The organism is Geobacter hydrogenophilus (assembly GCF_018501225.1).
In the GTDB taxonomy this organism is placed as follows: Bacteria; Desulfobacterota; Desulfuromonadia; order Geobacterales; family Geobacteraceae; genus Geobacter; species Geobacter hydrogenophilus.
This window is the reverse complement of record NZ_JAHCZI010000002.1, coordinates 441,518-466,331: the sequence shown is the minus strand read 5'-3', so window position 1 is coordinate 466,331 and position 24,814 is coordinate 441,518. Positions and strand designations below refer to the sequence as shown.

Here is a 24,814-nt window from a genome sequence, read left to right as displayed (position 1 = left end):
TACTTTTGCCGCTGATACGGCACACTCTCTTCCATGGACGTTATCGCCACCCACGTGAACGCCGATTTTGACTGCCTTGGCGCCATGGTAGCAGCGAAGAAGCTCTATCCCGAAGCCCTCATGGTCTTTCCCGGTTCCCAGGAAAAGAGCATGAGGGACTTCTTTCTCAAGACCACCGGTTATATGCCGGCCTTAACCCGCCTGAAGGACATTGATCCTGCCAAGATATCACGGCTTATCCTTGTGGATTGCCGTCACACATCGCGCATCGGCCGCCTGGCCGAGGTGGCGAGGCGGCCTGATATTGAAGTTCATATCTACGACCATCATCCAGACTCCGCCGGTGACATCGCCAAGAGTGGTGGCGAGATCCGCGAGTGCGGCTCATCCACGACTATTCTGACCAAGATACTCATGGATAAGGGGATCGAGGTGACGCCGGTTGAAGCGACCCTCATGATGCTCGGCATTTACGAGGATACCGGAAACCTTACCTTTCCATCCACCACGGTTGATGACTATGGGGCAGCTTCGTGGCTTCTTGCCCGCGGAGCAAACCTGAATGTTGTTGCCGAATTCGTTTCCCAGGAATTAACCCCGGAGCAGGTGTCGCTATTGAACGACCTCCTCCATTCGCTGCAGACGGCGAGCGTTAACGGTGTCGATATTTCGCTCGCTCACGCGTCAATTGACCATTATGTGGGAGATGTTGCCGTGCTGGCCCACATGATGCGCGATATGGAAAACCTTGAAGCGCTCTTCATCGTGGTCGGCATGGGGGAGCGGGTTTACATCGTGGCTCGAAGCCGCATCCCTGAAGTGGACGTGGGGGCGATCCTTCGGGAGTTGGGCGGTGGAGGCCACGCAACCGCCGCCTCCGCAACGGTTCGCGATCATACTGTCATCCAGGTCTTGGCACGACTCAAGCAGCTTTTCCCCGAGTGGATCAACCCGAAACGTACGGCCGGCGATCTCATGTCGTCGCCGGTGAAGACGCTGCCGGTGGAGACCACCATTGCCGAAGCCCGCGAACTCCTGACCCGCTACAATGTGAACTCCATGCCGGTTATCGAGGGAGGGGAGATGGTCGGGATCATCTCTCTCCGTATCGTGGAGAAGGCCCTCTATCACGGGCTCGGCTCCCTGCCGGTCAGCGAATATATGCATACGGAGTTCATGCGGGCTGAACCCGACACCCCCATCACCGTCATCCAGAACTACATCGTCGGGCAGCATCGGCGGCTCGTCCCCGTTTTTGCCGGCGAGGACCTTGTGGGGGTCATAACGCGGACCGATCTCCTCCGCTATATGTACTCCGGCATGCAGCACAATACCGAGGCGGTCTACGATCTCGGCAGGGAAAACCCGCCGGTACGCCGCCGCGAGGTGGTCCACCTCATGAACAAGAACCTGCCGCGCAGGGTGGTGGATACGCTCCGCGAACTGGGGAAGGTAGGGGATGGGCTTGAACTGCCCGTTTTCGCCATCGGCGGATTTGCCAGGGATCTGCTGCTGGGCGGGAAGAACGACGATATCGATATTACGGTGGAGGGGGATGGCATCCTCTTTGCCGAAACCTTTGCGGCGACCCATGAGTGCCGCGTCAAGAGCCACGCCAAGTTCGGTACTGCTGTCATTGTGCTTCCCGATGGTTTCAAGATCGACGTGGCAAGTACCCGCCTTGAGTTCTACGAGACCCCCGGCGCCCTTCCAACGGTGGAGCGTTCCTCCCTCAAGATGGATCTGTACCGGCGTGACTTTACCATCAACACCCTCGCGATCCAGCTCAACACGGCCAACTTCGGGCTTCTCATCGATTATTTCGGTGCCTACCGCGATTTGCGGGACAAGGTCATCCGGGTCCTCCACAACCTCTCGTTCGTGGAGGATCCGACGCGGGTCTTCCGGGCTGTCCGCTTTGAGCAACGCCTCGGGTTCCAGATTGCACGGCATACGGAGAACCTCATCAGGAATGCCGTGAAGATGGGTTTTCTCGACAAACTCGGCGGCAGGCGTCTTCTGAACGAGTTGGTCATCATCCTCCGAGAGCGGGAGCCGGTCCGGGCAATCCTGCGCATGGAAAGTCTGGGGTTGTTGGGGTTCATTCATCCTGACCTTGCGCTTGAAACTGAAAATCTGAGGGTGCTGGACGAGGTCAAGAAGGTTGTTACCTGGTTTGAACTGCTCTACCAGAGTGACCAGGTGGAGACATGGGTGGTCTACTTCCTTGCCCTTACCTCACTTCTTCCCGACGATGCGTTCTTTGAGATGTGCACGCGGTTATCCGTTTCGGAACATTATCGGGAGAAGCTCATTGACATGAGGGTGCATGGTGAGCAGATGCTGGCCTTGATGGAACGGAAAGTTGCCGGGAAGAAACCGGTCCAGCGGAGCAATATCTACTTCTGGCTTCGTGGCCTTTCCCCCGAGGTGCTTCTGTACATAATGGCCAAGACTCGTCACGATGAAGTGCGGAAGTTCGTCTCCCTCTACGTCACACAACTGCGGGGAGTTACCTGTTCGTTTACCGGAGAAGATCTTAAGGTTATCGGACTCCCGCCGGGGCCTCGTTACCGAGAAATCCTCGATGCGGTACTTTCGGCCCGACTGAATGGAGAAGTGTCAACTCGGGAGGAGGAATCCCGGCTCGTCAGACAGATGCTCGGCTCTGTGTAGCGATTACGCCACAGTCTGTCAGCCCTTTGGCTTGCTAACTAACTGACCTTTCTTGGCACGTTCGTAAATTTTGACAGGGCCTCCTGCCTCTTGCTGCATCTGTCCTGGACATGTCATGGGATGATTTATTGGGAGTGAGTGCAGTTGGCGCCTGAAATTTGCTGTAAATACGATGGGTTGTGGGTTTTATTCCTGTCGTGTCCCCTGCCGGTCTGGTTTTTGCTTTAACCCTGTAGTCTGATATTTTGACACAGGGGTTGGCAATGCATAGAGCACATCGAGGCATTTGGGTCGTGATCACATTTCTTCTCCTCGTGATCTGGTGTACGCCCAGCATGGCCGATGACACATTTGAGAGCATTTTTCGCAATGCTTTTCTCGGAGGGCTTGTGGGAGGGCTTGCAGGAGCAGCTTTCCTTGTCTTGGCGGACAAGCCAGGCGACCACCTTGACTATATTGGCTACGGGGCTGCCGGTGGTGTTCTTGCTGGCGCTGCCTACGGCTCCATCAAGACGACCCGGGCCTTGGCCGAAGTTGATAACGGTAAAGTAAAGCTGGCGGTTCCAACAATCGTTCCCGGATTTGTTCCTGTCGGGACGAAGGGCGAAAGGGAAGTTGTCCTGACAGCGGAAGTTCTTCGCGGCAGATTCTGACGGCAGGTTTTGGATCGAAGTAAAAGGGGGGTGGCACGAAATGGTGGCCACCCCTTCTTTATTTACAATAAGCCGACGTCAGGTTCGCAATTCGGTGATGGCCCTGATTGAAGCTTCAATACCGTCCATGAGGAAGGCGAGTTCGTCGAGGCTGATGGAGAGGGGGGGGAATACAACGATGATGTTGCCGAGGGGCCTGAGAAAAATACCACGGTTACGGGCTTCGAGACATACCTGAATGCCGACCCGCTCCTCCCAGGGGAATGGTTCCCGTGTTTCTGTATCCTGCACCAGTTCGATGCCGGCGATCATTCCGCACTGGCGTACTTCTCCCACGTGCCGTACTTCATTTAATGCTTGAAGTCTTTCTGTCAAGTAGTCAATTTTGTTGGGGAGGCTATCGAGGAGCCGCTCGTTTTCGAACACATCGAGGCTCGCCAATGCCGCAGCGCAGGCAATGGGGTTGCCGGTGAAGGTATGGCCGTGGAAGAAGGTCTTCATCTCCCGGTATTCGCCAAGAAAGGCATCATAGATCTTCTGGGTCGTCATGGTGGCGGCGAGGGGAAGATAACCCGCCGTAATCCCCTTGGAAAGGGCCATGATGTCGGGGGTGATCCCTTCCCGCTCACAGGCGAACATGGCTCCCGTGCGGCCGAAGCCTACCGCCACCTCGTCGGCGATCATCAGGATGTCGTAACGGTCGCAGAGTTCCCTGACCCGTCGGACAAAACCGTCGGGCTGTACGATCATGCCACCGGCGCCCTGGACAAGGGGTTCGATCACAAGGCCGGCAACTTCATGGGCATGGATCTCCATGAGCCGTTCCAGTTCCTTGAGGCAGCGCATGCCGCAGTTGGCGTTGTCCCTCTCGTCGAACTCGCAGCGGTAACAGTAAGGTGCGGGTGCTTGGATTGTCGGGAATAGGAGGGGGCGGAAAACAGCGTGATAGAGGTCGATGCCTCCGACGCTTACGGCACCGATGGTGTCGCCGTGGTAGGCATTTTTGAACGAAATGAACTTCGTTTTCTCGGGTTTCCCTTGATGCTGCCAGTACTGGAAGGCCATCTTGACGCCAATCTCAACGGCAGTTGAACCGTTGTCGGAGTAGAAAACCTTGCAAAGCCCTGGCGGGGCAATCTCCACGAGGCGCCGCGCAAGCAGCACCGCTTTGTCGTTGGCGAGTCCCAGGAGGGTGGAGTGCTCAAGGGTGTCCACCTGGGCCTTGATCGCGTCGTTGATTTCCCGCTTGCAGTGCCCGTGGACGTTGGTCCAGATGGCTGCGACGCCGTCCAGGTAGCGGTTTCCCTCAGAATCAACGATCCAGGTGCCCTCGCCCCTGACAATGACGACAGGGTCGCTTTCCTCCCACTCCTTCATCTGGGTGAAGGGGTGCCAGACATGGGCGCGGTCGTACTCACGAAGTGTCTTGGTGTCAGATGTTTTCAATGCCAATCTCCCGCAATAGAATTTTTGTGGTGCCTTGGCCGGAGAGGTGGTTGGTCAGAGTTTCGACAATGATCCGCTGGTCGGCCGCTTCCACCTTGGGGAATACGCCGAGCAGGGGGGCGCCGGACAACGAGTCAATGAGGTGTGGCGCGTATTCCTCTGCTGTGTCGGGTTTGTCGGGGTAAGAATTGATGATGGTTCCCCGCACCTCGATGCCGAGCTGTTTCGCGGCGAAGCAGGTAAGCACCGTGTGGTTGATGGTCCCGAGATCGGGGCGTGCCACCACCAGAAGCGGAAGCTTCAGTGCAAGCACCAGATCCGCCACCATGAGCCCTCCCGAAAGGGGGACCATGAGCCCTCCGGCTCCCTCCACGAGCACGAAATCGTGGCGGTTCACGAGGCTCTCGAATGCGTCCCGTATTCGCGAGAAATCGATCCGGACGTTTTCCCTGGAAGCGGCCACTGCCGGGGCAATGGGAGTGCGGAGACAATAGGGGGCGCACTCCTCATCGAGGGGCACTCCTGCTGCCCAGGCGAGCAGTTCCGCATCCTCGGAGACGACGGAGTCATCTCGCTCGACGCAGCCGCTGGTGACCGGCTTCATGACACCCACGTTGATCCCTTGTTTCCGCAAAAGGCGCGCCAACGCCGCCGTCGCAATCGTTTTTCCAACGCCGGTGTCTGTCCCCGTGATGAAGATTGCGTTACTCACAACAACCTCCGACGGTCAGTTCCAGATCCCTGAGCATCTGCCAGTCCTGCTCGGCGGGGCGGCCGGTGGTGGTCAGGTAGTTGCCGATCATGGTTCCGCTCGCGCCCGCAAAGAATATCCACGACTGCAGGTCCCGCAGGTTCTGCTCGCGGCCGCCGCAGACGGCAATTTTCTTTGTCGGAAGGATGAGCCGGAAAAGCGCGATGGTTTTCAGGCACTCAAGAGGTGAGATGAGCTTTGAGCCCGCAAGCCGGGTCCCTTCAATGGGGTTAAGGAAATTGAGGGGTACCGAGTCCACGTCAAGCTCCCGCAGGGTCATGGCCAGCTCAACCCGTTGCGCCGCCGTCTCCCCAAGACCGAAGATACCGCCGCAGCAGACGCTGAGGCCTGCCCGCTTCGCCACCCGGACGGTCTCCACATCCTCTTCGTAGTCGTGGGTGGTGCAGATATGCGGGAAAAAGCTCCGGGAAGTTTCCAGATTGTGGTGATAGGTCTCAACGCCCGCTTCCCTGAGTGTCACTGCCGTTTCATGGTCGATGATGCCCAGCGAGCAGGAGGGAGCAATGGAAGTAGTTTCCCTTATGCGGCGCACGGCCCGGCAGATACGGTCAAGTTCTTCACCCTTTCTGATCGTTGTGCCGCTCGTGATTATTCCATAGCAGTGGGAACCGGCTGCTTCAGCCTCCTTGGCGCAGGCCACTATCTTGTCTTCGTCTACAAGGGGGTAGATGGGCGCATTGGTGGTGTGGTGGGCCGACTGGGCGCAGAAGGCGCAGTTTTCCGGACAGCGCCCCGACTTGGCGTTGATGATGGAACAGAGATCGACGCCGTTGCCGAGGAAGTGTTCCTTGACCCGGCTTGCGGCAAGAAAGAGGGCAAAGGCATCGGTGCCGCTAGAGGCCGGGAGAGCGATGGACTCTTCCGCTGTGAGTTGTTCGCCGGCAATAATCCTGCCAGCCAATGTTTCAAGGGATCTGTTCATTGATGATACCTCCGAGCCCTGAAGTACCATAGGGATTTGCTAGTTGTCAACTTTGCTTTGGTTCTTGGTTAACAAGTGGCGGTGGAAATTGCTGAAAACCATGAAAACGACAAAATAAATGCTTGCATTTTACTTATGTGTCTGGTAGTAGGTAACAAGTTTCCGTTCACGAGAAGTGAGCTCCTCCAGCTCACTTTTTTTATTTTGCGAGGTTTTTCGAGGTATGGCAAAGGACGAAGTTGTCGACAGGGTTACGGCTCTGGCGGAAAGTCTTCTGTCTTCTCAGGGGATGGAGCTGGTCGACATCGAATATAAGCGCGAGGGGCGCCACATGGTTCTCCGGCTTTTTGTCGACAAGGCCGGGGGGATAACCCTGGATGACTGTGCTCTGGTGAGCCGCGATCTCTCCGAGATCCTGGACGTGGAGGATTTCATCAGCGAGAATTACACCCTTGAGGTGTCATCCCCCGGGCTGAATCGTCCCCTCAAAAGGGAATCCGACTACGAGCGCTACCGTGGGCGCCTTGTCAAGGTCAGGACCTATGATGTCGTCGAGGATGAGGCCGGGAACCGGCGCAAAACGTTCCTTGGCGACCTTGAGGGGCTTGCAGGCGGAGTTGTAACTCTCAAGCTTCGCGAGGGGCAAATGGCTCGAATCCCCCTTGCCAAAATCGCAAAAGCCAACCTTGAATTCGAGTTCTAGATTAGAAAGATAAAGCACTTCCAAGGAGAGACGGACGTGGAAACGACCTTCAACCTCAAGCACATTATTGATCAGATCGTGAAGGAAAAGGGTATTGACCGGGATATCGTGGTTGAGGCCCTCGAGCAGGCGGTGCTGTCCGCCGCGAACAAAAAGTACCGCAACACGCGTGATCTTGAGGCCCATTACAATCCCGAGGTTGGTGAAGTCGAGCTTTTCGAGTTCGTCACCGTGGTTGACGAGGTTATGGACTCGTACAAGGAGATTGATCTTGAGGAAGCCCGCGAAATCGACCCTGACGTGGAGGTGGGCGACTCCCTTGGTATGAAGATGGATGCCAGCGGTTTCACGCGGATTGCCGCCCAGACCGCAAAGCAGGTAATCATCCAGAAGGTGCGGGAAGCGGAGCGGGAAACCATTTTTAACGAGTTCAAGGATCGGATCGGCGAGTTGGTTAACGGTGTGGTCCGTCGTTTCGAGAAGGGGGACCTCGTCGTTGATCTTGGTCGCGCCGAGGCGCTTCTTTCCAATAAGGAGCAGGCACCGCGGGAGGTTTACCGTCAGGGTGACCGTATCAAGGCGCTCATCATGGATATCCGTATGACTCCCAAGGGTCCCCAGATCATTCTTTCCCGGACCCATCCCGGTGTGCTTGCCAAGCTCTTTGAAGCCGAAGTTCCGGAGATCGCCGAGGGGATTGTTGAAATCAAGTCCGTCGTCCGCGAGCCGGGAAGCCGGTCGAAAATTGCGGTTTACTCCCACGATTCAGATGTTGATCCGGTTGGCGCATGCGTCGGAATGCGCGGATCAAGGGTTCAGAACGTTGTGTCTGAGCTTCGTGGCGAGAAGATCGACATCATCCCGTGGTCTGAAGACCCGGCGCGGTTTGCCTGTAATGCGCTCCAGCCCGCTGCGGTTTCCAAGGTCTACATCGACGAAGAAAACAAAGCGCTCGAAATCATTGTCGCCGATGATCAGCTTTCCCTTGCCATTGGCAAGAAGGGGCAGAATGTTCGGCTTGCCGCAAAGCTCACCGGCTGGAGAATCGACATCAAGAGCGAAACCCGTGCTGCCGAGGCAGAGCTCCTTGAGTTTTCTTCCTACGACGGTGCTACTGAGGAAGCGCCTCAGGAACCTGTTGAGGAGTCCGAGTCTCAACCTCTGGAGCAGGGCGAAGAGTAGGAGCCAATGGCGAGGAGTGAGCCTTGGCGAACATGTCTGGGATGTCGGGCTGAGAGGGGGAAGGACGAGCTTCTTCGCTATGTCCTTGACCCCGAGGGGACGGTTGTCCCTGATCTCCTGGCAAAGTTGCCGGGGAGGGGTGCTTACACCTGCTTTTGCCGCGAGTGTGTCGAGAAGGCCGCTACCCGGAAGCAATTTGCCCGCGCCTTTAAGGGCGAGGTACGGGGTGCGACCAGTAGGGACCTCGTAACCCTTGTCGTTTCGAGGCTGGAGGAGCGAATTGCTTCATATCTGGCCCTTGCAAACAAGGCAGGAAAGATCGTCTCTGGCAGCGACATGGTGATGGAGGCGATGCGCAAGAAGAACAAGATCGGTCTTGCAATCATAGCCGGCGATGTTTCTGCCGAGATTGGCGATAAAATCACCGGTGTGGCTGCCCGTGAGGGGATTCCCTGTTTTCGAATCCTGGACAAGGACAGGATCGGAGGGCTTCTGGGCAAGGGATTGCGAAGCGTTGTGGCGATTGAAGCGGGAGGGTTTGTCTCCCCGTTGGTGAAAGAGTTACAGAGATACGGAAATTTCCTTGATGGGGGTGCGGTTGATGAGCAAGACCCACGTGTATGAACTTGCTAAAAAGATGGGCATTGAGAATAAAGAGCTGATGGCCCGGCTGAAGAGCCTCGGTATCGAGGTGAAGAGCCACCTGTCGGTTCTCGAAGATGAGGACGTGCAGAAGGTCACAGCTCCGCCTACACCGCCCAAGGGAGTCCAGCAGCAGGAAGAAGTCCGGGTGACCACCACGGTCATCAGACGCCGCCCTAAAACTGTCGCCCAACCACCCGAGGAAGTTGCGCCATCGGCTGCCGAAGCTGTTGAGCCATCTCCCCTCCCTGAGATGACGGCTCCGCAGCCAGAGGTCCAGGAACAACCAAAAGCACAGGTGGTTCCCGAAGTGCAGCCTGAAGTTGCAGCCAAAGCTGTAACACCTAAGACCGAAGAACCCAAACCTGCGATGCCTAAGGTGGAAATGCCGAAAACAGAAGCGTCTAAGGCCGCCGCTGAACCGGCGGAACCGAAGCAGGTTTCGGCTGAGGAAGAGAAGCCGACCATGAATCGCGCCAGAATTCTTGGACGCGTTGAACTTCCGGGCCTCACTTCCGCTTCGAGACCTGTTTCTAAACCTGCCGAGAGGCGTGAAGTGGTCATCCCCCCCAAGAGGAAGCCGGAGGAGCGTGCTGTCACACCCCAACCTGTCGCTCCCGTGGCGGATGACCGCAAGAAAAAGTCCAAGGTGTTCGCTGAAGCCGAGGCACCGGCCGGCGGCGCTCCTGGTGCAAAGAAGGGCGCTCCTGGCGGGAAGAAGAAGGAAGCATTCAAGAAAGCCGAACTCCTCGAAAAGCGCGAGAGAATTTTTGAACCCGGCCCGAAAACCGGCAAGGGGAAACGGCGTGAGCGGGAAGCGGTTTCTTTCGGCAAAAAGACGGAGATCACGGTTCCCAAGGCCATCAAGCGGATTATTAAAATTTCCGAATCCATCACTGTCGGCGAACTCGCCAAGAGGATGGGTGTCAAGGCCACTGACCTCATCCGTGTCCTCATGAAGATGGGGATGATGGCCACCATCAATCACCCCCTCGACGTGGATACCGCTACCCTGATTGCCGCCGAGTTCAGCTATGAAATCGAGAACGTGGCCATTGATACGGACGAGATGCTCGAATCGGCGCCCGATACCCCGGAGAGCCTCAAGAAGCGTCCGCCGGTTGTTACCATCATGGGTCACGTCGACCATGGGAAGACTTCACTGCTCGATGCAATCCGTGAAGCTAATGTCATTGCCGGTGAGGCCGGAGGGATCACCCAGCATATCGGCGCCTATGACGTTGAACTCAACGGCCGCAAGATTACCTTCCTCGATACCCCTGGTCACGAGGCGTTCACTGCCATGCGCGCCCGCGGTGCCAAGGTAACCGACATCGTCATTCTCGTGGTTGCGGCAGACGACGGCGTCATGCCCCAGACCCGGGAAGCCATTAACCACTCCAAGGCTGCCGGTGTACCGATCATCATCGCCATCAACAAGATAGACAAACCCGAAGCGAAGCCCGAGCGTGTCAAGCAGGAACTCATGGAGTTCGGTCTCGTCTCGGAAGAGTGGGGCGGTGAAACCATTTTCGTGGAAGTCTCCGCCAAGAAGCGGATCAATCTTCCCGAATTGTTGGAAATGGTCCTGCTGCAGGCCGATGTTATGGATCTGAAGGCGAATCCCGACAAGGATGCCCGCGGCACCATCGTCGAGGCCAAACTGGACCGGGGGCGTGGGCCGGTTGCCACGGTGCTGGTACAGGAAGGTACCCTCAAGATTGGCGACTACTTTGTTGCCGGCGTCCACTCCGGCCGGGTTCGCGCCATGCAGAACGACCGGGGCGACAAGGTTCTTGCGGCCGGTCCCTCCATGCCGGTTGAAGTAATCGGCTTTACGGGTGTTCCCGATGCCGGTGATGTCTTTATCAGCCTCTCCGACGAGAAGAAAGCCAAGGAGATTGCCTCCCATCGTCAGCAGAAGTTGCGCGAGACCGAGCTTGCCAAGCACAGCAAGATGTCGCTTGAACAGCTCTACGATAAGATCCAGAAGGGTGAGGTCAAAGACCTTAATGCCATCGTCAAGGCCGACGTTCAGGGCTCCGTCGAAGCGGTTTCGGAATCGCTGCGCAAGCTCTCCACCGATGCGGTGCGTCTCAATGTCATCCACTCGTCGGTCGGCGCCATCACCGAAACCGATGTAAACCTCGCCTCCGCCTCCAATGCCATCATTCTCGGCTTCAATGTCCGTCCGGAGCCGAAAGCATCGGCCATGGCCGAAAAAGAAGGGGTCGATGTCCGTCTTTACAACATCATCTACGATGCGGTTGAAGATATCAAAAAGGCCATGGAAGGTCTGCTGGAGCCGACTCTCCGTGAGAAGTATCTTGGCCGGGCCGAAATCAGGGAAGTATTCTCGGTTCCCAAAGTCGGGAATGTTGGCGGTTGCTATATCCAGGACGGAAAAGTGTTGCGTAACGCATCGGTTCGGCTGCTGCGCGACAATGTGGTCGTCTACGAAGGGAAAATGTCGTCACTTCGTCGCTTCAAGGATGATGTGAAAGAAGTGGCTACAGGGTACGAATGCGGTATCGGCCTGGAAAATTACAACGATATCAAGGTCGGAGATATTATAGAAGCCTTTGAAATCGAGAAAATTGCGACAAAGCTGTAAGGGATTCCATGTACAAGCGATCCGATAAAGTTGCAGAAGCTATTCACGAATTGGTGTCCGGGCTCCTTGTCAAGGGGCTCAAAGATCCACGCATCGGGTTCGTGACCATAACGGGCGTCAAGGTTTCTGACGATATCCGCCATGCGACTATCTACTATACGGTTATGGGGAGCGACGAAGCGAAGAAGTCAACCTTGCACGGGCTGAACAGTTCATTAGGCTTCATCCGCAGGGAAGTCAGCAAGGAGCTCCGGCTTCGGTTCGCACCGGAACTCATCTTCAAGTATGATGAGTCGCTTGAGTACGGAAACCGCATTGACCAGCTTCTCAAGGAAATCGGCGGCGAGGAAGGTGACAATGATTGAGGGTATCATCGAGGAGATCCGCGCTAACGGAAGCTTCCTGGTCACTACCCATGAGAACCCCGACGGCGATGCCGTCGGATCGTCGCTGGCCCTTGCCGGATATCTCCGGCGCTTGGGCAAGGATGTGACAATCCATTTCTGTGATCCTGTCCCCGATCTCTACGCTTTTTTACCGCTGGCGGAAGAGGTGACACAGACCCTTCCTGATCGTGAATACGATGTCTGTTTTGTCCTCGATGTGGGCGAATTCCGCCGGGCCGGCAAACAGATTGCTGAGTGCAAGCGGATCAAGAAATTCATAAACATCGACCATCATTTAACATCTGATAATTTTGGTTCCATAAACTATATCGACCCCAAAGCGGCGGCAACGGGTATTCTCGTCCATCGCATCATCAGTGGGGCAGGGGACGTCGTAGGCTATGAAACGGCTCTCTGTCTCTATACTGCCATCATTACCGATACCGGTTCCTTTCGCTATTCCAACGCGAATCCCGAGGCTTTTGCCATTGCGGGAGAGTTGGTTTCCACGGGGATCAACACGTGGAGCATTGCCGAGAAACTCTATGAGAGTCAACCCCGCGAACGACTTGAGCTTCTTGCCCTTGCCCTCTCTACCCTGACAATCTCTCCGCGCGGCGATTACGCCTCTATCACCGTTACTCTCGACATGTACAACAAGACGGGGGCTTCCGCTGAACTGACCGACGGCTTTGTCAATTATCCCCGCTCCATCCGCGGGGTGGAGGTTTCGGTCTTTTTCCGCGAGATCAATCCCGGCCTTTTCAAAGTCGGGTTTCGTTCCAAGGGGAAGATCGACGTGTCCCGTATCGCGGCAGCCTTTGGCGGCGGCGGGCATCACAATGCCGCAGGCGCTACGATGAATGGTTCCCTTGAAGAGATAAAGGCAAAGTTGTTCTCCCACCTGGAGAGTACTCTCTGATCTGATGGACGGTTTCATTGTTATCGACAAGCCGGCCGGCTTGACTTCCCACGACATCATTGCGCGCGTCAGACGGATTCTCGGCCAGAAGAAGGCGGGCCATACGGGAACCCTCGATCCCTTTGCCACCGGAGTTTTACCGGTTGCGGTGGGGGAGGGAACCAAGGCGATACCGTTTCTTGACGAGGCTGTGAAAGAGTACCGTGCAACCATGGTGCTCGGTGCTGCCACCGATACCCAGGACTGTACCGGCAGGGTCGAGAAAGAAGGGGACTGGACCCGATTGTCAGTTGAGGCGGTCAGGGAGGTTTTTGATGCGTACATCGGAAAGTGCAAACAGATCCCTCCCATGTACTCTGCGGTCAAGCAAGGGGGAGTTCCCCTCTACCGGCTAGCGCGAAAAGGGCATGAGGTAGCGCGAGAACCCCGGGATATCGAGATCCATTCCCTCATAATCGATCATATGGATCTGCCGCGAATTGAGTTTACGGTTTCCTGCTCCCGGGGCACCTACGTAAGAACTCTGGCACACGACATGGGGGAGCGCCTCGGTTGTGGCGCCCATCTTTCTGCGTTGCGCAGAACGCGGAGCGGCCCGTTTGACCTTTCCCGCGCCGTGACCCTTGACGAACTGGCAAGCCTCAAGGAAGAAGGCACTGTTGATTCGCTTCTGCTGGCTCCCAACGAGGTGCTTGGTCATTTTCCGCAGATCGAGCTCTCAGACGAGGAAGTTCGCAAGGTTTACTGCGGAGTCCCTCCCCGTTGCCATGGCAGATGCGAAGAATTTTCAGCGTCGCAAAATGAAGGTAAGAAGGTGCGTCTCGTTCAGAATGGCAAGCTTCTCGCTGTGGCTGAAATCGGTCAGGCTGAATCGGGTGACGGGAACAAAAGCCTAAGGCTTATAAGGGTTTTTAACTAGGTTTGGCTTTACAGGGGCGGTTCGTTGTGGTATTAGTGTCCCTTGAGTTTTTTTGAAGCACATCACAAACGATCAAAGATCGGAACACATGAAGATGAAAGGGGGTGTACGGGAGTGCTGGTAACGGACAAGAAGCAAGAGATCATTACATCGTTCAAGCGTCACGACAGCGATACGGGGTCTCCGGAGGTTCAGATCGCGATTCTCACCGAGCGGATCATCTATCTGACGGAGCACTTCAAGGTTCACAAAAAGGACCACCACAGCCGGCGCGGTCTTCTGAAGATCGTCGGCCAGAGAAGGAGACTCCTCGACTACCTCAAGAAGAAGGATGTCGAGAGGTATCGGGCAATCATCGAGAAACTCGGTATACGTCGATAAGAAGAGGCAGTATACTCCGTCGAGGGGTATATTGCCTTTCCTTTTTCTAGTATCTCCATAGGGGTTGAGGGGCGGATGACTCCTGTGGAGATGGACTTTTATCAGTAAGTACATGGGCTTAGCGGCCCATTTATTTTGTCAGGGTGTTGGGGGCGTGGATCGAGCAACCAAGGATGCTTGGTTTTTCTATCGACGGCCCCAACGCACCACGAATAGGCTAAGGAGGCCACAACTATGAATGAACAGAAGGTGAATGTAGATTTTGGCGGGAGAACGATAACCATAGCTACCGGCAAAATGGCCAAGCAGGCGAGCGGTGCGGTAATGGTAAGTTGCGGTGAGACCATGGTGCTCGTCACCGCCGTGGCGCTCAAATCCGCCAAGGAGGGACAGGACTTCTTCCCCCTGACGGTCAACTACCAGGAAAAGGCCTATGCCGGCGGCAAGATTCCCGGCGGCTTCTTCAAGCGGGAAGGGCGCCCGACGGAAAACGAGACCCTTACCTGCCGCTTCATCGATCGGCCGATTCGTCCTCTTTTCCCTGAAAACTTCCTCAACGATACCCAGATCATGGCAACGGTTGTTTCCGCAGATCAGGACAACGATCCCGGCATCCTTGCCATGATCGGCGCTTCTGCTGCCCTTGAAGTGTCCGATATTCCCTTTTTCGGTCCCATTGCCGGCGTAAAGGTCGGTCGGGTTGACGGAAAGTTCATCTGCAACCCCACTGCCGAGCAACTGGCAGCGAGCGATCTGGAAGTAGTCGTTGCTGCGAGCCGTGATGCAGTGATCATGGTGGAAGGCGGTGCCGCGGAGATTTCGGAAACCGACCTCCTGGAGGCGATCTTTTTCGGTCATGCCTCCGTGCAGCCGATCATCGACGCCCAGATCGAACTGCGCAAGCTGGCCGGTGTTCCCAAGCGGGAAATCGCTCCGCCTGTCGTAGATGAAGCTCTCAGTTCAAAGGTTAAAGAACTTGCGTATGCCCAGATGAAAGATGCCGTCAGGATCCGCTCAAAGCAGGAGCGCCACAATCGCATCGGAGCCATTGCCGATGAAACGCTGGCTGCCCTTGAGGCCGAATTCCCAGGACGCAGCGCCGAAATCAAAGGGTTCCTCGATGGTTTCGAGTATGAACTGGTGCGTGAGCATATCCTCAAGGATGGCGAACGGATTGATGGCCGCGACACCAAAACGATCAGGCCCATCACTTCCGAGGTCGGTATTCTCCCTCGCGTCCACGGTTCAGCTCTTTTCACCCGTGGAGAAACCCAGGCCCTTGTTGCCGCCACTCTCGGTACTTCCAGCGACGAGCAGCGGATCGACTCACTCTACGGGGAGAGCAGAAAGAAGTTCATGCTCCACTATAACTTCCCTCCGTTCTCTGTGGGGGAGACGAGCTTCCGTCTTGCGCCGGGCCGTCGGGAGATTGGCCACGGCTACCTGGCTGAGCGTGCCCTGGAGCGGGTTCTGCCCAAGCACGACGATTTCCCGTACACCATCCGCATCGTGTCGGACATTCTGGAAAGCAACGGTTCCTCCTCCATGGCTTCGGTCTGCGGTGGCGCCCTCTCCATGATGGATGCCGGCGTTCCCATTTCCGCTCCGGTGGCAGGCATTGCCATGGGGCTCATCAAGGAAGGGGACGACATCGCCATCCTTTCCGACATCCTTGGTGATGAAGACCACCTTGGCGACATGGACTTCAAGGTTGCCGGCACCTCGACGGGGGTGACCGCAATCCAGATGGACATCAAGATTACCGGCGTGACCCGTGAGATCATGGGCAAAGCCCTTGAGCAGGCAAAAGAAGGGCGGCTCCATATCCTCGGTAAAATGGCCGAGGCCCTGGGTGCTCCGCGTACCGACCTGTCCCCCTATGCCCCGCGTATCACGACTATCTGGGTCAAGACCGACAAGATCCGTGACGTTATCGGCGCCGGGGGCAAGAACGTCAGGGGGATCACCGAGGCTACCGGCGTTTCCATCGATATCGAGGATACCGGTAAAATCAATATTGCCAGCACCAACAAAGAGGCCTGCGACAAGGCGATCAAGATGATCCGTGACCTCACGGCGGAAGCCGAAGAGGGCAAACTTTACATGGGTACGGTCCGCAAAGTTATGGACTTTGGCGCTTTTGTCGAAATCTTCCCGGGTACCGACGGCCTCGTCCATATCTCTGAGCTCGATACCGAGCGGGTGAAGAATGTCACCGACATCCTCAAGGAAGGTGACAAGGTGCTCGTAAAATGCATTGGCATTGACAAGCAAGGAAAGATAAAGCTGTCCCGCAAAGAAGCTCTGGGTGCAGTGTTGCCCGAGTAGTGTCCGGCGGGAATCCTGCTGGTAAACTCACCGGTCCGCGGTATAGTTTTATTCATGGTCAGCAAAACAATCCTCGATAATGGCGTGCGGGTCATATCCGAGTATATGCCCCACGCCCACTCGGTATCCATCGGGATATGGGTCGCCAATGGCTCCCGTCATGAACGGCGGGAGCACAATGGCGTCGCCCATTTCATCGAGCATCTCCTCTTCAAGGGGACTGTGCGCCGTAGTGCGCTTGACATTGCCCGCGAGATTGATTCTGTAGGGGGAGTGCTCAATGCATTCACAAGCCGTGAGTACGTCTGCTACTACGCCAAGGTCCTCGATAAAAATCTTCCACAAGCAGTAGATCTCCTTACCGACATCTTCCTCAATTCGACTTTTGACCCGGAAGAAATTGAGACGGAACGCAAGGTGGTCCTCCAGGAAATCAGCATGCTGGAGGATTCTCCAGACGACTATGTTCACGACCTCTTTCATCGTAGCTTCTGGAGAGGGCACCCCCTCGGCATGTCGATTCTTGGAAGTGCCGAGAGCGTCAGCAATCTTTCCCGTGATGCCATCGTTGCACACCGGGATGCGATGTACCGTTCCGAGGACATCATTGTGGCGGTGGCGGGCAACGTGCGCCACGATGAGCTTCTGAAACTCATAAGCGGCTCTTTTGACAGTGTCCCAGAGGGGACCGGACGTAACTGCTGCCATCTCCCCGTTTACGACCAGAAGCTGGAGATGGTCGAAAAGGATTTGGAGCAACTTCATATCTGCCTTGGGACCAAGTCTCTGCCCCATAATCATCCCCGGCGGTTTGAAGCATATCTCATGAACACCATTCTCGGTGGCAGCATGAGCTCACGCCTTTTTCAGGAGATTCGAGAGCATCTCGGCCTTGCTTACACGGTCTATTCCTATGTTGTTTCACACACCGATGCGGGGTCGCTCGTGGTCTATGCCGGAACGAGCCCTGAAAAGCTCAGTGATGTTCTTGAGATAACCTGTTCCGAGCTAAGACGGCTGAAGTTTGAACCCGTTCCCGCCACTGAGCTTGAGGCGGCCCGGGAACAGCTCAAGGGAAACATTCTTCTGTCGCTTGAGAGTTCAGACAACCGGATGACCAAGCTTGCCAAGAATGAAATATATTTTGGCCGTTACCTTTCCCTTGCCGAGTTGACCGGAGGCTTTGACAGTGCTACAGCAGACGGCATTGCTGAACTGGCCAACGATTTCTTCTCGGGCGATTATGTCACCCTTGCTCTCACGGGGAAGATATCAGGACAGATTCCGGATCTCTCACATCTCGTACTATAGGTGACTGATGGAACGCTGCGTAGTCAAGGTTCGACGGGTGCGTGGGGGGGACCAGAATCTCCCCTGCTACATGACAGTCCACGCAGCAGGCATGGATCTCTGCGCCGATCTCGGGGACGACCTTGTCCTGAATCCGGGGGAGCGGAAGTTGGTACCGACGGGACTTGCCATTGCACTCCCCGACGGATTCGAGGCCCAGGTAAGGCCCCGGAGCGGTCTCGCTCTCAAGCATGGCATCGCCCTCGTGAATTCGCCCGGCACCATTGATCCGGATTACCGTGGCGAAATAGGGGTGATCCTGATCAATCACGGCAGCGAACCGTTTGTTGTGAGGCGGGGGGAGCGTATTGCCCAGATGGTTTTTGCCCCCTTTGCCCGTGCTGAACTGGTTGAGGTGGATGAACTCGACGAGACAGCGCGGGGCGAGGGGGGATTTGGCCATACCGGCCGATGAAAGGAACTGAGTCCAATGTTCGATCCGCGCGTCCGCCAACTTGCCGAAGTGCTCGTTACCTACTCGACCCGGGTAAAAAAGGGAGACGTGGTCCTCATCAGTGCCAGCGGCACCGATTGCCTTCCCCTGGTGAAGGAGCTTTATTCCCTCTGCCTGGCCCGGGGGGCAAAGTACGTTGAGTATTCTTTTCAGATCCCCGAGATAGACCGCCATTTCTACAACACTGCGACTAAGTCGCAGCTCTCCTTCTTTCCCCAGCACAAGCTGGATTTCATGAAGCAGGTCAATGTCTTTATTTCCATCTCCGGCTCCCCTAATTCCATGGTTATGGCACAGGCTAACCAGAAGAACATGATTGCCTGGTCCAAGGTGACCCGTCCCATCGTTGACTGGCGGGTGAAGAACACCCGCTGGGTAATTACCCGTTATCCTACGCATGGGGCTGCCCAGGAAGCGAAGATGAGTCTCGAAGAGTATGAAGAATATCTTTTCGCCGCCTGCTGCATCGATTGGGAGGCTGAATCGCGCAAGCAGGAGAAGTTGAAGCGCCTCATGGACAAGGCCGACACGGTACGGATCAAAGCGTCTGACACGGATCTCTCGTTCAGCATTAAGGGGCTTGACGGCATAAAGTGCGACGGCCGTTTCAATATTCCCGACGGAGAAGTTTTTACCGCACCTGTCCGGGATTCTGTTGAAGGGCACATCACCTACAACTGCCCGACTATCTACCAAGGTAAGGAATTCAACGGCGTCCGTCTCGAATTTGCGAAGGGGCGGATTGTGAAGGCCTCGGCGCCTGGCATGGACGATGAGCTTAACCATATCCTCGATACCGATGAGGGCGCACGTTTTATCGGTGAATTTGCCATTGGTGTCAATCCGAACATCCGGGTGCCAATGAGGAATATTCTTTTCGATGAAAAAATCTTTGGCTCCATACATTTTACTCCGGGGCAATGTTATGATGAGTGCGACAATGGCAACCGCTCGGCTGTCCACTGGGACATGGTGAAGCTCCTCAAGGGTGACGGGGAAATTTGGTTTGACAATCTCCTTATCCAGAAGGATGGCCTCTTTGTGCACAAAGACCTCGTCTCCCTCAATCCGGCGCGAGAGTAGCTCCCATGCTCCTTGATATTAATCCCCAGAATCCTCAACCGAGGCTCGTTGCACAGGTGGTCGAAATCCTCAAGGATGGAGGCATCATCGCCTATCCGACCGACACGACCTATGGTATCGGTTGCAGTATTTTCAGCAAAAAGGGGATCGAGCGAATCTACCTCCTTAAACAACGCGAGAAGAAGAAGCCATTTTCCTTTATCTGTTCCGACCTGTCCGAGGTGGCCCGCTACGCCAAGGTCAGCAATTATGCGTATAAGATGCTCAAGCGTCATCTTCCCGGCCCTTATACTTTTGTCCTTGATGCCACCAGCATTGTTCCCGACCTTCTTGTGACCAAACAGAAAACCGTTGGAATCAGGATCCCGGACAATCGGATCTGTCTCTCACTGGTAAAAGAACTCGGCCATCCGATTATTACAACAAGCGCCAACCTTTCCGGTGAAGAGCCCATCGGTGATCCTTACCTTGTCAATCTCAACATGGGCAAACAGCTCGATGTTGTCGTCGATGGAGGAATACTGTCCGCCGACGTCAGTTCCGTGGTAAGCCTCATCGGTGACTATCCGCAGGTGCTTCGTCAAGGTGTAGGCGATGTGAGTTGGTGTGAGGGATAATTTGGAGAGCCTACCGGGAATAGTTGAGCCAAATTGCTTGCAAATACAGCAATAATAGGGTATGAGAAATCGACAGCCGCCTGAAAGGGCGGTTTTCTTTATGGCTCATTTCGCTTGACAACGCGCAGCAGTTCTCTATACTGATGGGCTTCTAGTAATAGGTTGATTGCTAATGAAAATCAGAGTAGATGACATAACTGACCAGCCAAAGATTCTCTCCTTTCAGGAGCCTTGCGAAGCATTTCCGTCACTGGCGGAACTTCAGGCAACGGGCGAGAGCGAATTCCTCTCTCCACTCATGGTGGAGCTGGCGGTTTCAAAAGAATACGGGCACATTCGGGTCAAGGGGAGTGTAACGGTTAAGATCCGTTTTATCTGCTCCCGGTGTCTCGTGCCGTATGATGCGGAGATTTCCTCAGCTTTTACAATGTTCTACTCCGAAGGCAATCGGATTGATTCTGACGAGGATGAAATAGAGCTCGCTGAAGAGGACCTCGTTTCGGTATTTTATGAAGGCGACGAGATCGATTTCGCTCCGGAGATAGCTGAGCAGGTCATCATGGAGTTGCCGCTCAAGCCCCTCTGTGGCGAGGGGTGTAAAGGACTCTGCGTCACGTGTGGCGCTGACCTTAATGAAGGTGATTGTGGTTGCGAGCGTACTACGTTCAATCTCAAGTTTAGTGCACTCAAGAATTTTAAGGTAGAAAAGTAAAAGGAGAAATATCATGGCAGTACCTAAGAAGAAAACGTCGAAATCCCGCAAAAACATGAGAAGGGCACACGATTTCCTTACTCCGCCGGCCGCTTCGGTCTGCCCCCAGTGCAAAGCGCCGAAGCTCCCCCACCGCGCATGCTCCTCTTGCGGTACCTACAAGGGCAAAGAAGTCATCAAGAGCGAAGAGATTTAATAGCTCCTTGTCTGAACCTGACTCATCACTGTCCAGGGGTATCATGAGAGTAGCGGTTGATGCAATGGGGGGCGACAACGCTCCTTCGGTTGAGGTTGAGGGGGCTGTCGTTGCCGCTCGGGAATTTGGCATTCCCATCACCCTTGTCGGTGACACGGAGCGGTTACGTCAGGAATTGGGCAAGCACAACGTCCAGGGCCTAGATATACTACTTCACCATGCCAGCGAAGTGGTAGGCATGCATGATGCTGCCTCTGATGCCGTTCGCCGCAAGAAAGATTCGTCAGTCCGTGTTGCTTTTGAGCTTCTCAAGAACGGTGCTGCCGATGCTGTTGTGAGTGCCGGCAATTCCGGTGCTACAATGGCTGCCGGCATGTTTGTCCTTAAGCGGCTCAAGGGGATAGACCGGCCCGCTATAGCCCAAATATTTCCTACGTTGCGTGGCAAGACCCTTGTTCTGGATGTCGGCGGTAATGTTGACTGCAAGCCGATACACCTTGTTCAGTTCGCCATAATGGGGGAAGTGTACGCTCGTCATGTCATGGGTGTTGAGCAGCCCCGCGTCGGGCTCCTTTCAAATGGCGAAGAGGATAGCAAGGGGAATGAACTCACCCGTGAAACCAATTCCATTCTGAAAAACATTTCCTTCGATTACATTGGTTATGTGGAAGGCCGTGACATATTTAATGGAGTTGTTGACGTAGTTGTTTGCGACGGATTCGTTGGCAACGTCGTTCTGAAACTATCGGAAGGGCTTGCTGAAGCCGTGGGGAAGATGCTCAAAGACGAAATCAAGCAGAGTTTCCTTTCCAAGCTTGGCTATCTGTTTTCCCGCAAGGCATTTTCAAATTTCAAGAAAAAGGTAGACTACGCTGAATATGGTGGCGCACCTCTTCTGGGGATAAATGGGGTTGCCATGATTTGTCATGGTGGCTCAAACGTCAAGGCAATAAAAAACGCCATTGTGTTTGCCAATGACTACGTCAGAAAGGGAGTGAATCAGCGGCTCGCGGAGAAGCTGGAGACTGAGTTCACCATGTATATGCAGCAGGGCAACGTCCGGGAGTCGGTTGCCGGCTGAGGGGGCATGGTAATGGCCAGAGCGAGAATTATCGGCACAGGTTCGGCCGTGCCCGAGATGATACGCACTAATTTCGACCTGGAAAAAATGGTCGATACCACCGATGACTGGATTACCACCAGGACCGGCATCAGGGAGCGGCGCATCGCTGCCGAAGGCGAATATACTTCGACTTTCGCAACCCGGGCGGCTGAGCGGGCTCTCGAGATGGCTGGTGTCACTGCTGAAGATATTGATCTCCTCATTGTTGCGACTGTCACCCCTGATTTTCCCTTTCCATCTACCGCATGCATAGTTCAGAGCAATATAGGAGCGAAAAAGGCCGCGGCCTTCGATGTTTCCGCTGCCTGTTCGGGTTTTCTCTATGGACTCTCGTTGGCGGACAACGCCATTCGGTCTGGGGGGGCAAGTAAGGCTCTCGTTATCGGCGCCGAGGTTCTGAGCCGAGTCATTGACTGGACCGACAGAAATACCTGCCTTCTTTTCGGTGACGGTTCCGGGGCCGTAGTGGTTGAATCATGCGAAAGTGAACAGGGAGTTCTTTCAACTCATCTGCATAGCGACGGTTCCTATTGGGAACTCCTTTATCAGCCCGGTTGCGGCAATCGAAACCCCGCCGTTCAAAAGACCCTCGATGAGAGGAAGAACTTTCTCCGAATGCAGGGGAATGAGGTGTTCAAACTTGCAGTGCGGGCCATGGAAGACGCTGCCCTTCAAGCACTGGAAAAGAATGGTCTCACTCCCTCGGATATCAGTATTTTCATACCCCACCAGGCTAATCGTAGAATCATCGATGCCATCGGCAAGCGTCTTGGATTAAGCAATGATAAAGTCTACGTTAATCTTGATCGATATGGAAACACCTCTGCTGCTTCAATCCCGCTTGCGCTTGATGAGGCCAACCGTGGTGGGCGGATAAACGAGGGGGATATTGTCCTCTTTGATGCCTTCGGCGGTGGCCTCACGTGGGCCTCTGTTCTGCTGCGCTGGTAATCTCTCTCCCAAAAGGAACTGCTATGAGTAAACGAGCATTCATATTCCCCGGCCAGGGTTCGCAATATCCCGGCATGGGAAAGGATCTTGCGGATAACTTCGCAATAGCCCGGAAGACATTCGAGGAGGCTGATGACGCCCTTGGGGACAACTTGTCTCGCCTCTGTTTTGACGGTCCTGAAGACCAATTGAAGCTCACCGCCAACACGCAGCCCTCTATCCTCACCGTTAGTGTGGCTGCCCTGCGGGTTCTTCAAGAGGAGACCGGCTTGAGTGCACAGTATTTTGCCGGTCACTCTCTTGGAGAGTATTCCGCATTGGTGGCTGCCGGTGCCCTTCAGTTCGCAGACGCGGTTAGGACGGTTCGTGCTCGCGGGACCTTCATGCAGGAAGCCGTGCCTGTCGGCGTTGGAGCCATGGCAGCCATGTTGAGTATCGAACCCGACGTCCTTGCTGCTATCTGCGCTGAGGCTGCCCAAGGTGAAGAGGTTTCCCCTGCCAACTTCAATTCTCCCGGACAGATTGTCATCGCAGGTCACACGGGTGCCGTCAATCGGGCCATAGAGATTGCCAAGGCCAAGGGGTTCCGCAAAGCGATGCTCCTTCCGGTAAGTGCTCCCTTCCATTCGAGCCTCATGGTGCCTGCCGGTGAAAGGCTTGCCGGCGTCCTTGCCGCAATTACTGTTGGTGCTTTCAGTGCGCCCGTGGTGACGAACGTGGAAGCCAAGCCCAATGACGACAAGGCACGGGTGAAAGAGCTCCTTGTGCGTCAGGTGAGTGCTCCGGTTCTCTGGGATGCATCGGTACGCGAAATGGTGGCTCTTGGTGTTACGGAGTTCGTGGAGGTTGGTCCGGGCAAGGTTCTGTCGGGTCTGGTCAAGAGGGTTGACAAAGGAGTGACCACGAAGAATGTTGAAGACGCAGCAGGAATTAAGGCCATCGGGGAGTAGAGGAACCATGAGTCTTGAAGGTAAGGTTGCAATCGTAACGGGAGCCTCAAGGGGAATCGGCAGGGCCATTGCCCTCAAACTCGCCAGGGAGGGGGCCAGCTTGGTGGTGACTGCCACGACGCTGGAAAGCGCCCGGAAAACTGCGGTTGAGATTGAAGCGCTCGGGCAAAAAGCTCTGCCTTTGGCCGTAGATGTTGCCGACTCGTCTGCAGTGGAAGCCATGTTCGTATCGGCAGTCGGTGCCTTTGGGAAAGTCGACATTCTTGTGAACAACGCGGGTATCACGAAGGACGGCCTTCTCCTCAGGATGAAGGACGCCGATTGGGATGCGGTTATCGATGTGAACCTCAAGGGAGCCTTCAACTGCATCCGCGAGGCGGCAAAGCTCATGACCAAGGCTCGTAGCGGCCGTATTGTCAATATCAGTTCCGTTGTTGGCGAGATGGGTAATGCAGGCCAGATCAACTATTGCGCAAGCAAGGCAGGTATGATCGGGCTTACGAAATCGGCAGCCCGTGAGCTTGCCAAGCGGGGAATTACGGTCAATGCCGTAACACCCGGATTCATTGAGACGGATATGACGTCGGTTCTTTCCGACAAGGTGCGTGAGGGGCTTTTACAACAAATTCCTCTTGAGCGTCTCGGCACGTCGGACGATGTTGCAAATGCTGTTTTTTTCCTTGTCTCGTCAATGGGGGACTACATAACAGGGCATGTCCTTTCAGTAAATGGCGGCATGTACATGTGAAAAAATTATCTTTTGCAATCTGATTGATTCATGATATGTAGCTAGAAAAACTAACCGAAAACCTGAACAGGGTTAATACCAAAC

Annotated in this window: 24 protein-coding genes; 21 read left to right on the top strand and 3 right to left on the bottom strand. The window is 55.2% G+C overall.

Going from position 1 to position 24,814, the window contains the following annotated elements; all coding sequences use genetic code 11:
* Positions 1-33: 33 nt before the first annotated feature.
* On the top strand, positions 34-2,676 hold the full coding sequence (locus KI811_RS05780; RefSeq protein ID WP_214185519.1) for an A-adding tRNA nucleotidyltransferase: 2,643 nt from the start codon (positions 34-36) through the stop codon (positions 2,674-2,676).
* A 293-nt stretch (positions 2,677-2,969) separates the two neighbouring features.
* A complete protein-coding gene (locus tag KI811_RS05775; protein WP_343213591.1) occupies positions 2,970-3,329 on the top strand; it encodes a hypothetical protein in 360 nt (119 codons plus the stop codon).
* Between the two features lie 78 nt (positions 3,330-3,407).
* Here the strand turns inward: KI811_RS05775 and bioA are convergent, their stop codons facing one another.
* The 3 genes from bioA to bioB are packed head-to-tail and all read right to left on the bottom strand — an operon-like array spanning position 3,408 to position 6,469.
* Positions 3,408-4,775, bottom strand: coding sequence for an adenosylmethionine--8-amino-7-oxononanoate transaminase (gene bioA, locus KI811_RS05770; protein WP_214185517.1), 1,368 nt, complete (start codon positions 4,773-4,775; stop codon positions 3,408-3,410).
* The gene (gene bioD, locus KI811_RS05765; RefSeq protein WP_214185516.1) at positions 4,762-5,487 is read right to left on the bottom strand and encodes a dethiobiotin synthase; all 726 of its coding nucleotides are present in this window, start codon (positions 5,485-5,487) and stop codon (positions 4,762-4,764) included. Before bioD ends, bioA begins: the two co-directional genes overlap by 14 nt.
* A complete protein-coding gene (gene bioB / locus KI811_RS05760) occupies positions 5,480-6,469 on the bottom strand; it encodes a biotin synthase BioB (RefSeq protein WP_214185515.1) in 990 nt (329 codons plus the stop codon). Before bioB ends, bioD begins: the two co-directional genes overlap by 8 nt.
* Before the next feature lie 223 nt (positions 6,470-6,692).
* On the opposite strand from bioB, the gene rimP reads away from it, so the two are divergent.
* From rimP to fabG, 19 genes are all read left to right on the top strand, one after another.
* On the top strand, positions 6,693-7,172 hold the full coding sequence (rimP, locus tag KI811_RS05755) for a ribosome maturation factor RimP (RefSeq protein WP_214185514.1): 480 nt from the start codon (positions 6,693-6,695) through the stop codon (positions 7,170-7,172).
* 36 nt (positions 7,173-7,208) lie between these two features.
* Positions 7,209-8,354 carry a transcription termination factor NusA gene (gene nusA, locus KI811_RS05750; protein ID WP_214185513.1) on the top strand — a complete coding sequence of 382 codons (1,146 nt, stop codon included), beginning with the start codon at positions 7,209-7,211 and terminating at the stop codon, positions 8,352-8,354.
* 6 nt (positions 8,355-8,360) lie between these two features.
* Positions 8,361-8,978 (top strand): DUF448 domain-containing protein, encoded by a 618-nt coding sequence (locus KI811_RS05745; RefSeq protein ID WP_214185512.1) that lies wholly within the window; start codon positions 8,361-8,363, stop codon positions 8,976-8,978.
* On the top strand, positions 8,956-11,610 hold the full coding sequence (infB, locus tag KI811_RS05740) for a translation initiation factor IF-2 (protein WP_214185511.1): 2,655 nt from the start codon (positions 8,956-8,958) through the stop codon (positions 11,608-11,610). The genes KI811_RS05745 and infB overlap by 23 nt, the downstream gene beginning before the upstream one ends.
* An 8-nt stretch (positions 11,611-11,618) precedes the next feature.
* Positions 11,619-11,975 (top strand): ribosome-binding factor A, encoded by a 357-nt coding sequence (locus KI811_RS05735; protein WP_214185510.1) that lies wholly within the window; start codon positions 11,619-11,621, stop codon positions 11,973-11,975.
* Complete coding sequence (locus tag KI811_RS05730; RefSeq protein WP_214185509.1) at positions 11,968-12,918, top strand: DHH family phosphoesterase; 951 nt, start codon at positions 11,968-11,970, stop codon at positions 12,916-12,918. Before KI811_RS05735 ends, KI811_RS05730 begins: the two co-directional genes overlap by 8 nt.
* A gap of 4 nt (positions 12,919-12,922) precedes the next feature.
* On the top strand, positions 12,923-13,837 hold the full coding sequence (gene truB, locus KI811_RS05725) for a tRNA pseudouridine(55) synthase TruB (protein ID WP_214185508.1): 915 nt from the start codon (positions 12,923-12,925) through the stop codon (positions 13,835-13,837).
* Positions 13,838-13,951: 114 nt separating this feature from the next.
* A complete protein-coding gene (gene rpsO, locus KI811_RS05720) occupies positions 13,952-14,218 on the top strand; it encodes a 30S ribosomal protein S15 (protein ID WP_004511475.1) in 267 nt (88 codons plus the stop codon).
* Positions 14,219-14,452: 234 nt separating this feature from the next.
* A complete protein-coding gene (gene pnp / locus KI811_RS05715) occupies positions 14,453-16,546 on the top strand; it encodes a polyribonucleotide nucleotidyltransferase (RefSeq protein ID WP_214185507.1) in 2,094 nt (697 codons plus the stop codon).
* 54 nt (positions 16,547-16,600) lie between these two features.
* Positions 16,601-17,857, top strand: coding sequence for a M16 family metallopeptidase (locus KI811_RS05710; RefSeq protein ID WP_214185506.1), 1,257 nt, complete (start codon positions 16,601-16,603; stop codon positions 17,855-17,857).
* A gap of 7 nt (positions 17,858-17,864) precedes the next feature.
* The gene (gene dut, locus KI811_RS05705; protein WP_214185505.1) at positions 17,865-18,311 is read left to right on the top strand and encodes a dUTP diphosphatase; all 447 of its coding nucleotides are present in this window, start codon (positions 17,865-17,867) and stop codon (positions 18,309-18,311) included.
* Between the two features lie 15 nt (positions 18,312-18,326).
* On the top strand, positions 18,327-19,433 hold the full coding sequence (locus KI811_RS05700) for an aminopeptidase (protein ID WP_214185504.1): 1,107 nt from the start codon (positions 18,327-18,329) through the stop codon (positions 19,431-19,433).
* 5 nt (positions 19,434-19,438) lie between these two features.
* Positions 19,439-20,050 (top strand): L-threonylcarbamoyladenylate synthase, encoded by a 612-nt coding sequence (locus tag KI811_RS05695; RefSeq protein WP_214185503.1) that lies wholly within the window; start codon positions 19,439-19,441, stop codon positions 20,048-20,050.
* Positions 20,051-20,222: 172 nt separating this feature from the next.
* Positions 20,223-20,762 carry a YceD family protein gene (locus KI811_RS05690; RefSeq protein ID WP_214185502.1) on the top strand — a complete coding sequence of 180 codons (540 nt, stop codon included), beginning with the start codon at positions 20,223-20,225 and terminating at the stop codon, positions 20,760-20,762.
* A gap of 13 nt (positions 20,763-20,775) precedes the next feature.
* Complete coding sequence (gene rpmF / locus KI811_RS05685) at positions 20,776-20,958, top strand: 50S ribosomal protein L32 (protein WP_004511468.1); 183 nt, start codon at positions 20,776-20,778, stop codon at positions 20,956-20,958.
* Between the two features lie 43 nt (positions 20,959-21,001).
* Positions 21,002-22,039 (top strand): phosphate acyltransferase PlsX, encoded by a 1,038-nt coding sequence (gene plsX, locus KI811_RS05680; RefSeq protein ID WP_214185501.1) that lies wholly within the window; start codon positions 21,002-21,004, stop codon positions 22,037-22,039.
* Between the two features lie 12 nt (positions 22,040-22,051).
* Positions 22,052-23,032: a beta-ketoacyl-ACP synthase III gene (locus tag KI811_RS05675; protein WP_214185500.1), complete on the top strand. Its 981-nt coding sequence runs from the start codon at positions 22,052-22,054 to the stop codon at positions 23,030-23,032.
* 23 nt (positions 23,033-23,055) lie between these two features.
* Positions 23,056-23,982, top strand: coding sequence for an ACP S-malonyltransferase (gene fabD / locus KI811_RS05670; protein WP_214185499.1), 927 nt, complete (start codon positions 23,056-23,058; stop codon positions 23,980-23,982).
* 7 nt (positions 23,983-23,989) lie between these two features.
* Positions 23,990-24,730, top strand: coding sequence for a 3-oxoacyl-[acyl-carrier-protein] reductase (gene fabG / locus KI811_RS05665; protein ID WP_214185561.1), 741 nt, complete (start codon positions 23,990-23,992; stop codon positions 24,728-24,730).
* Positions 24,731-24,814: the final 84 nt, after the last annotated feature.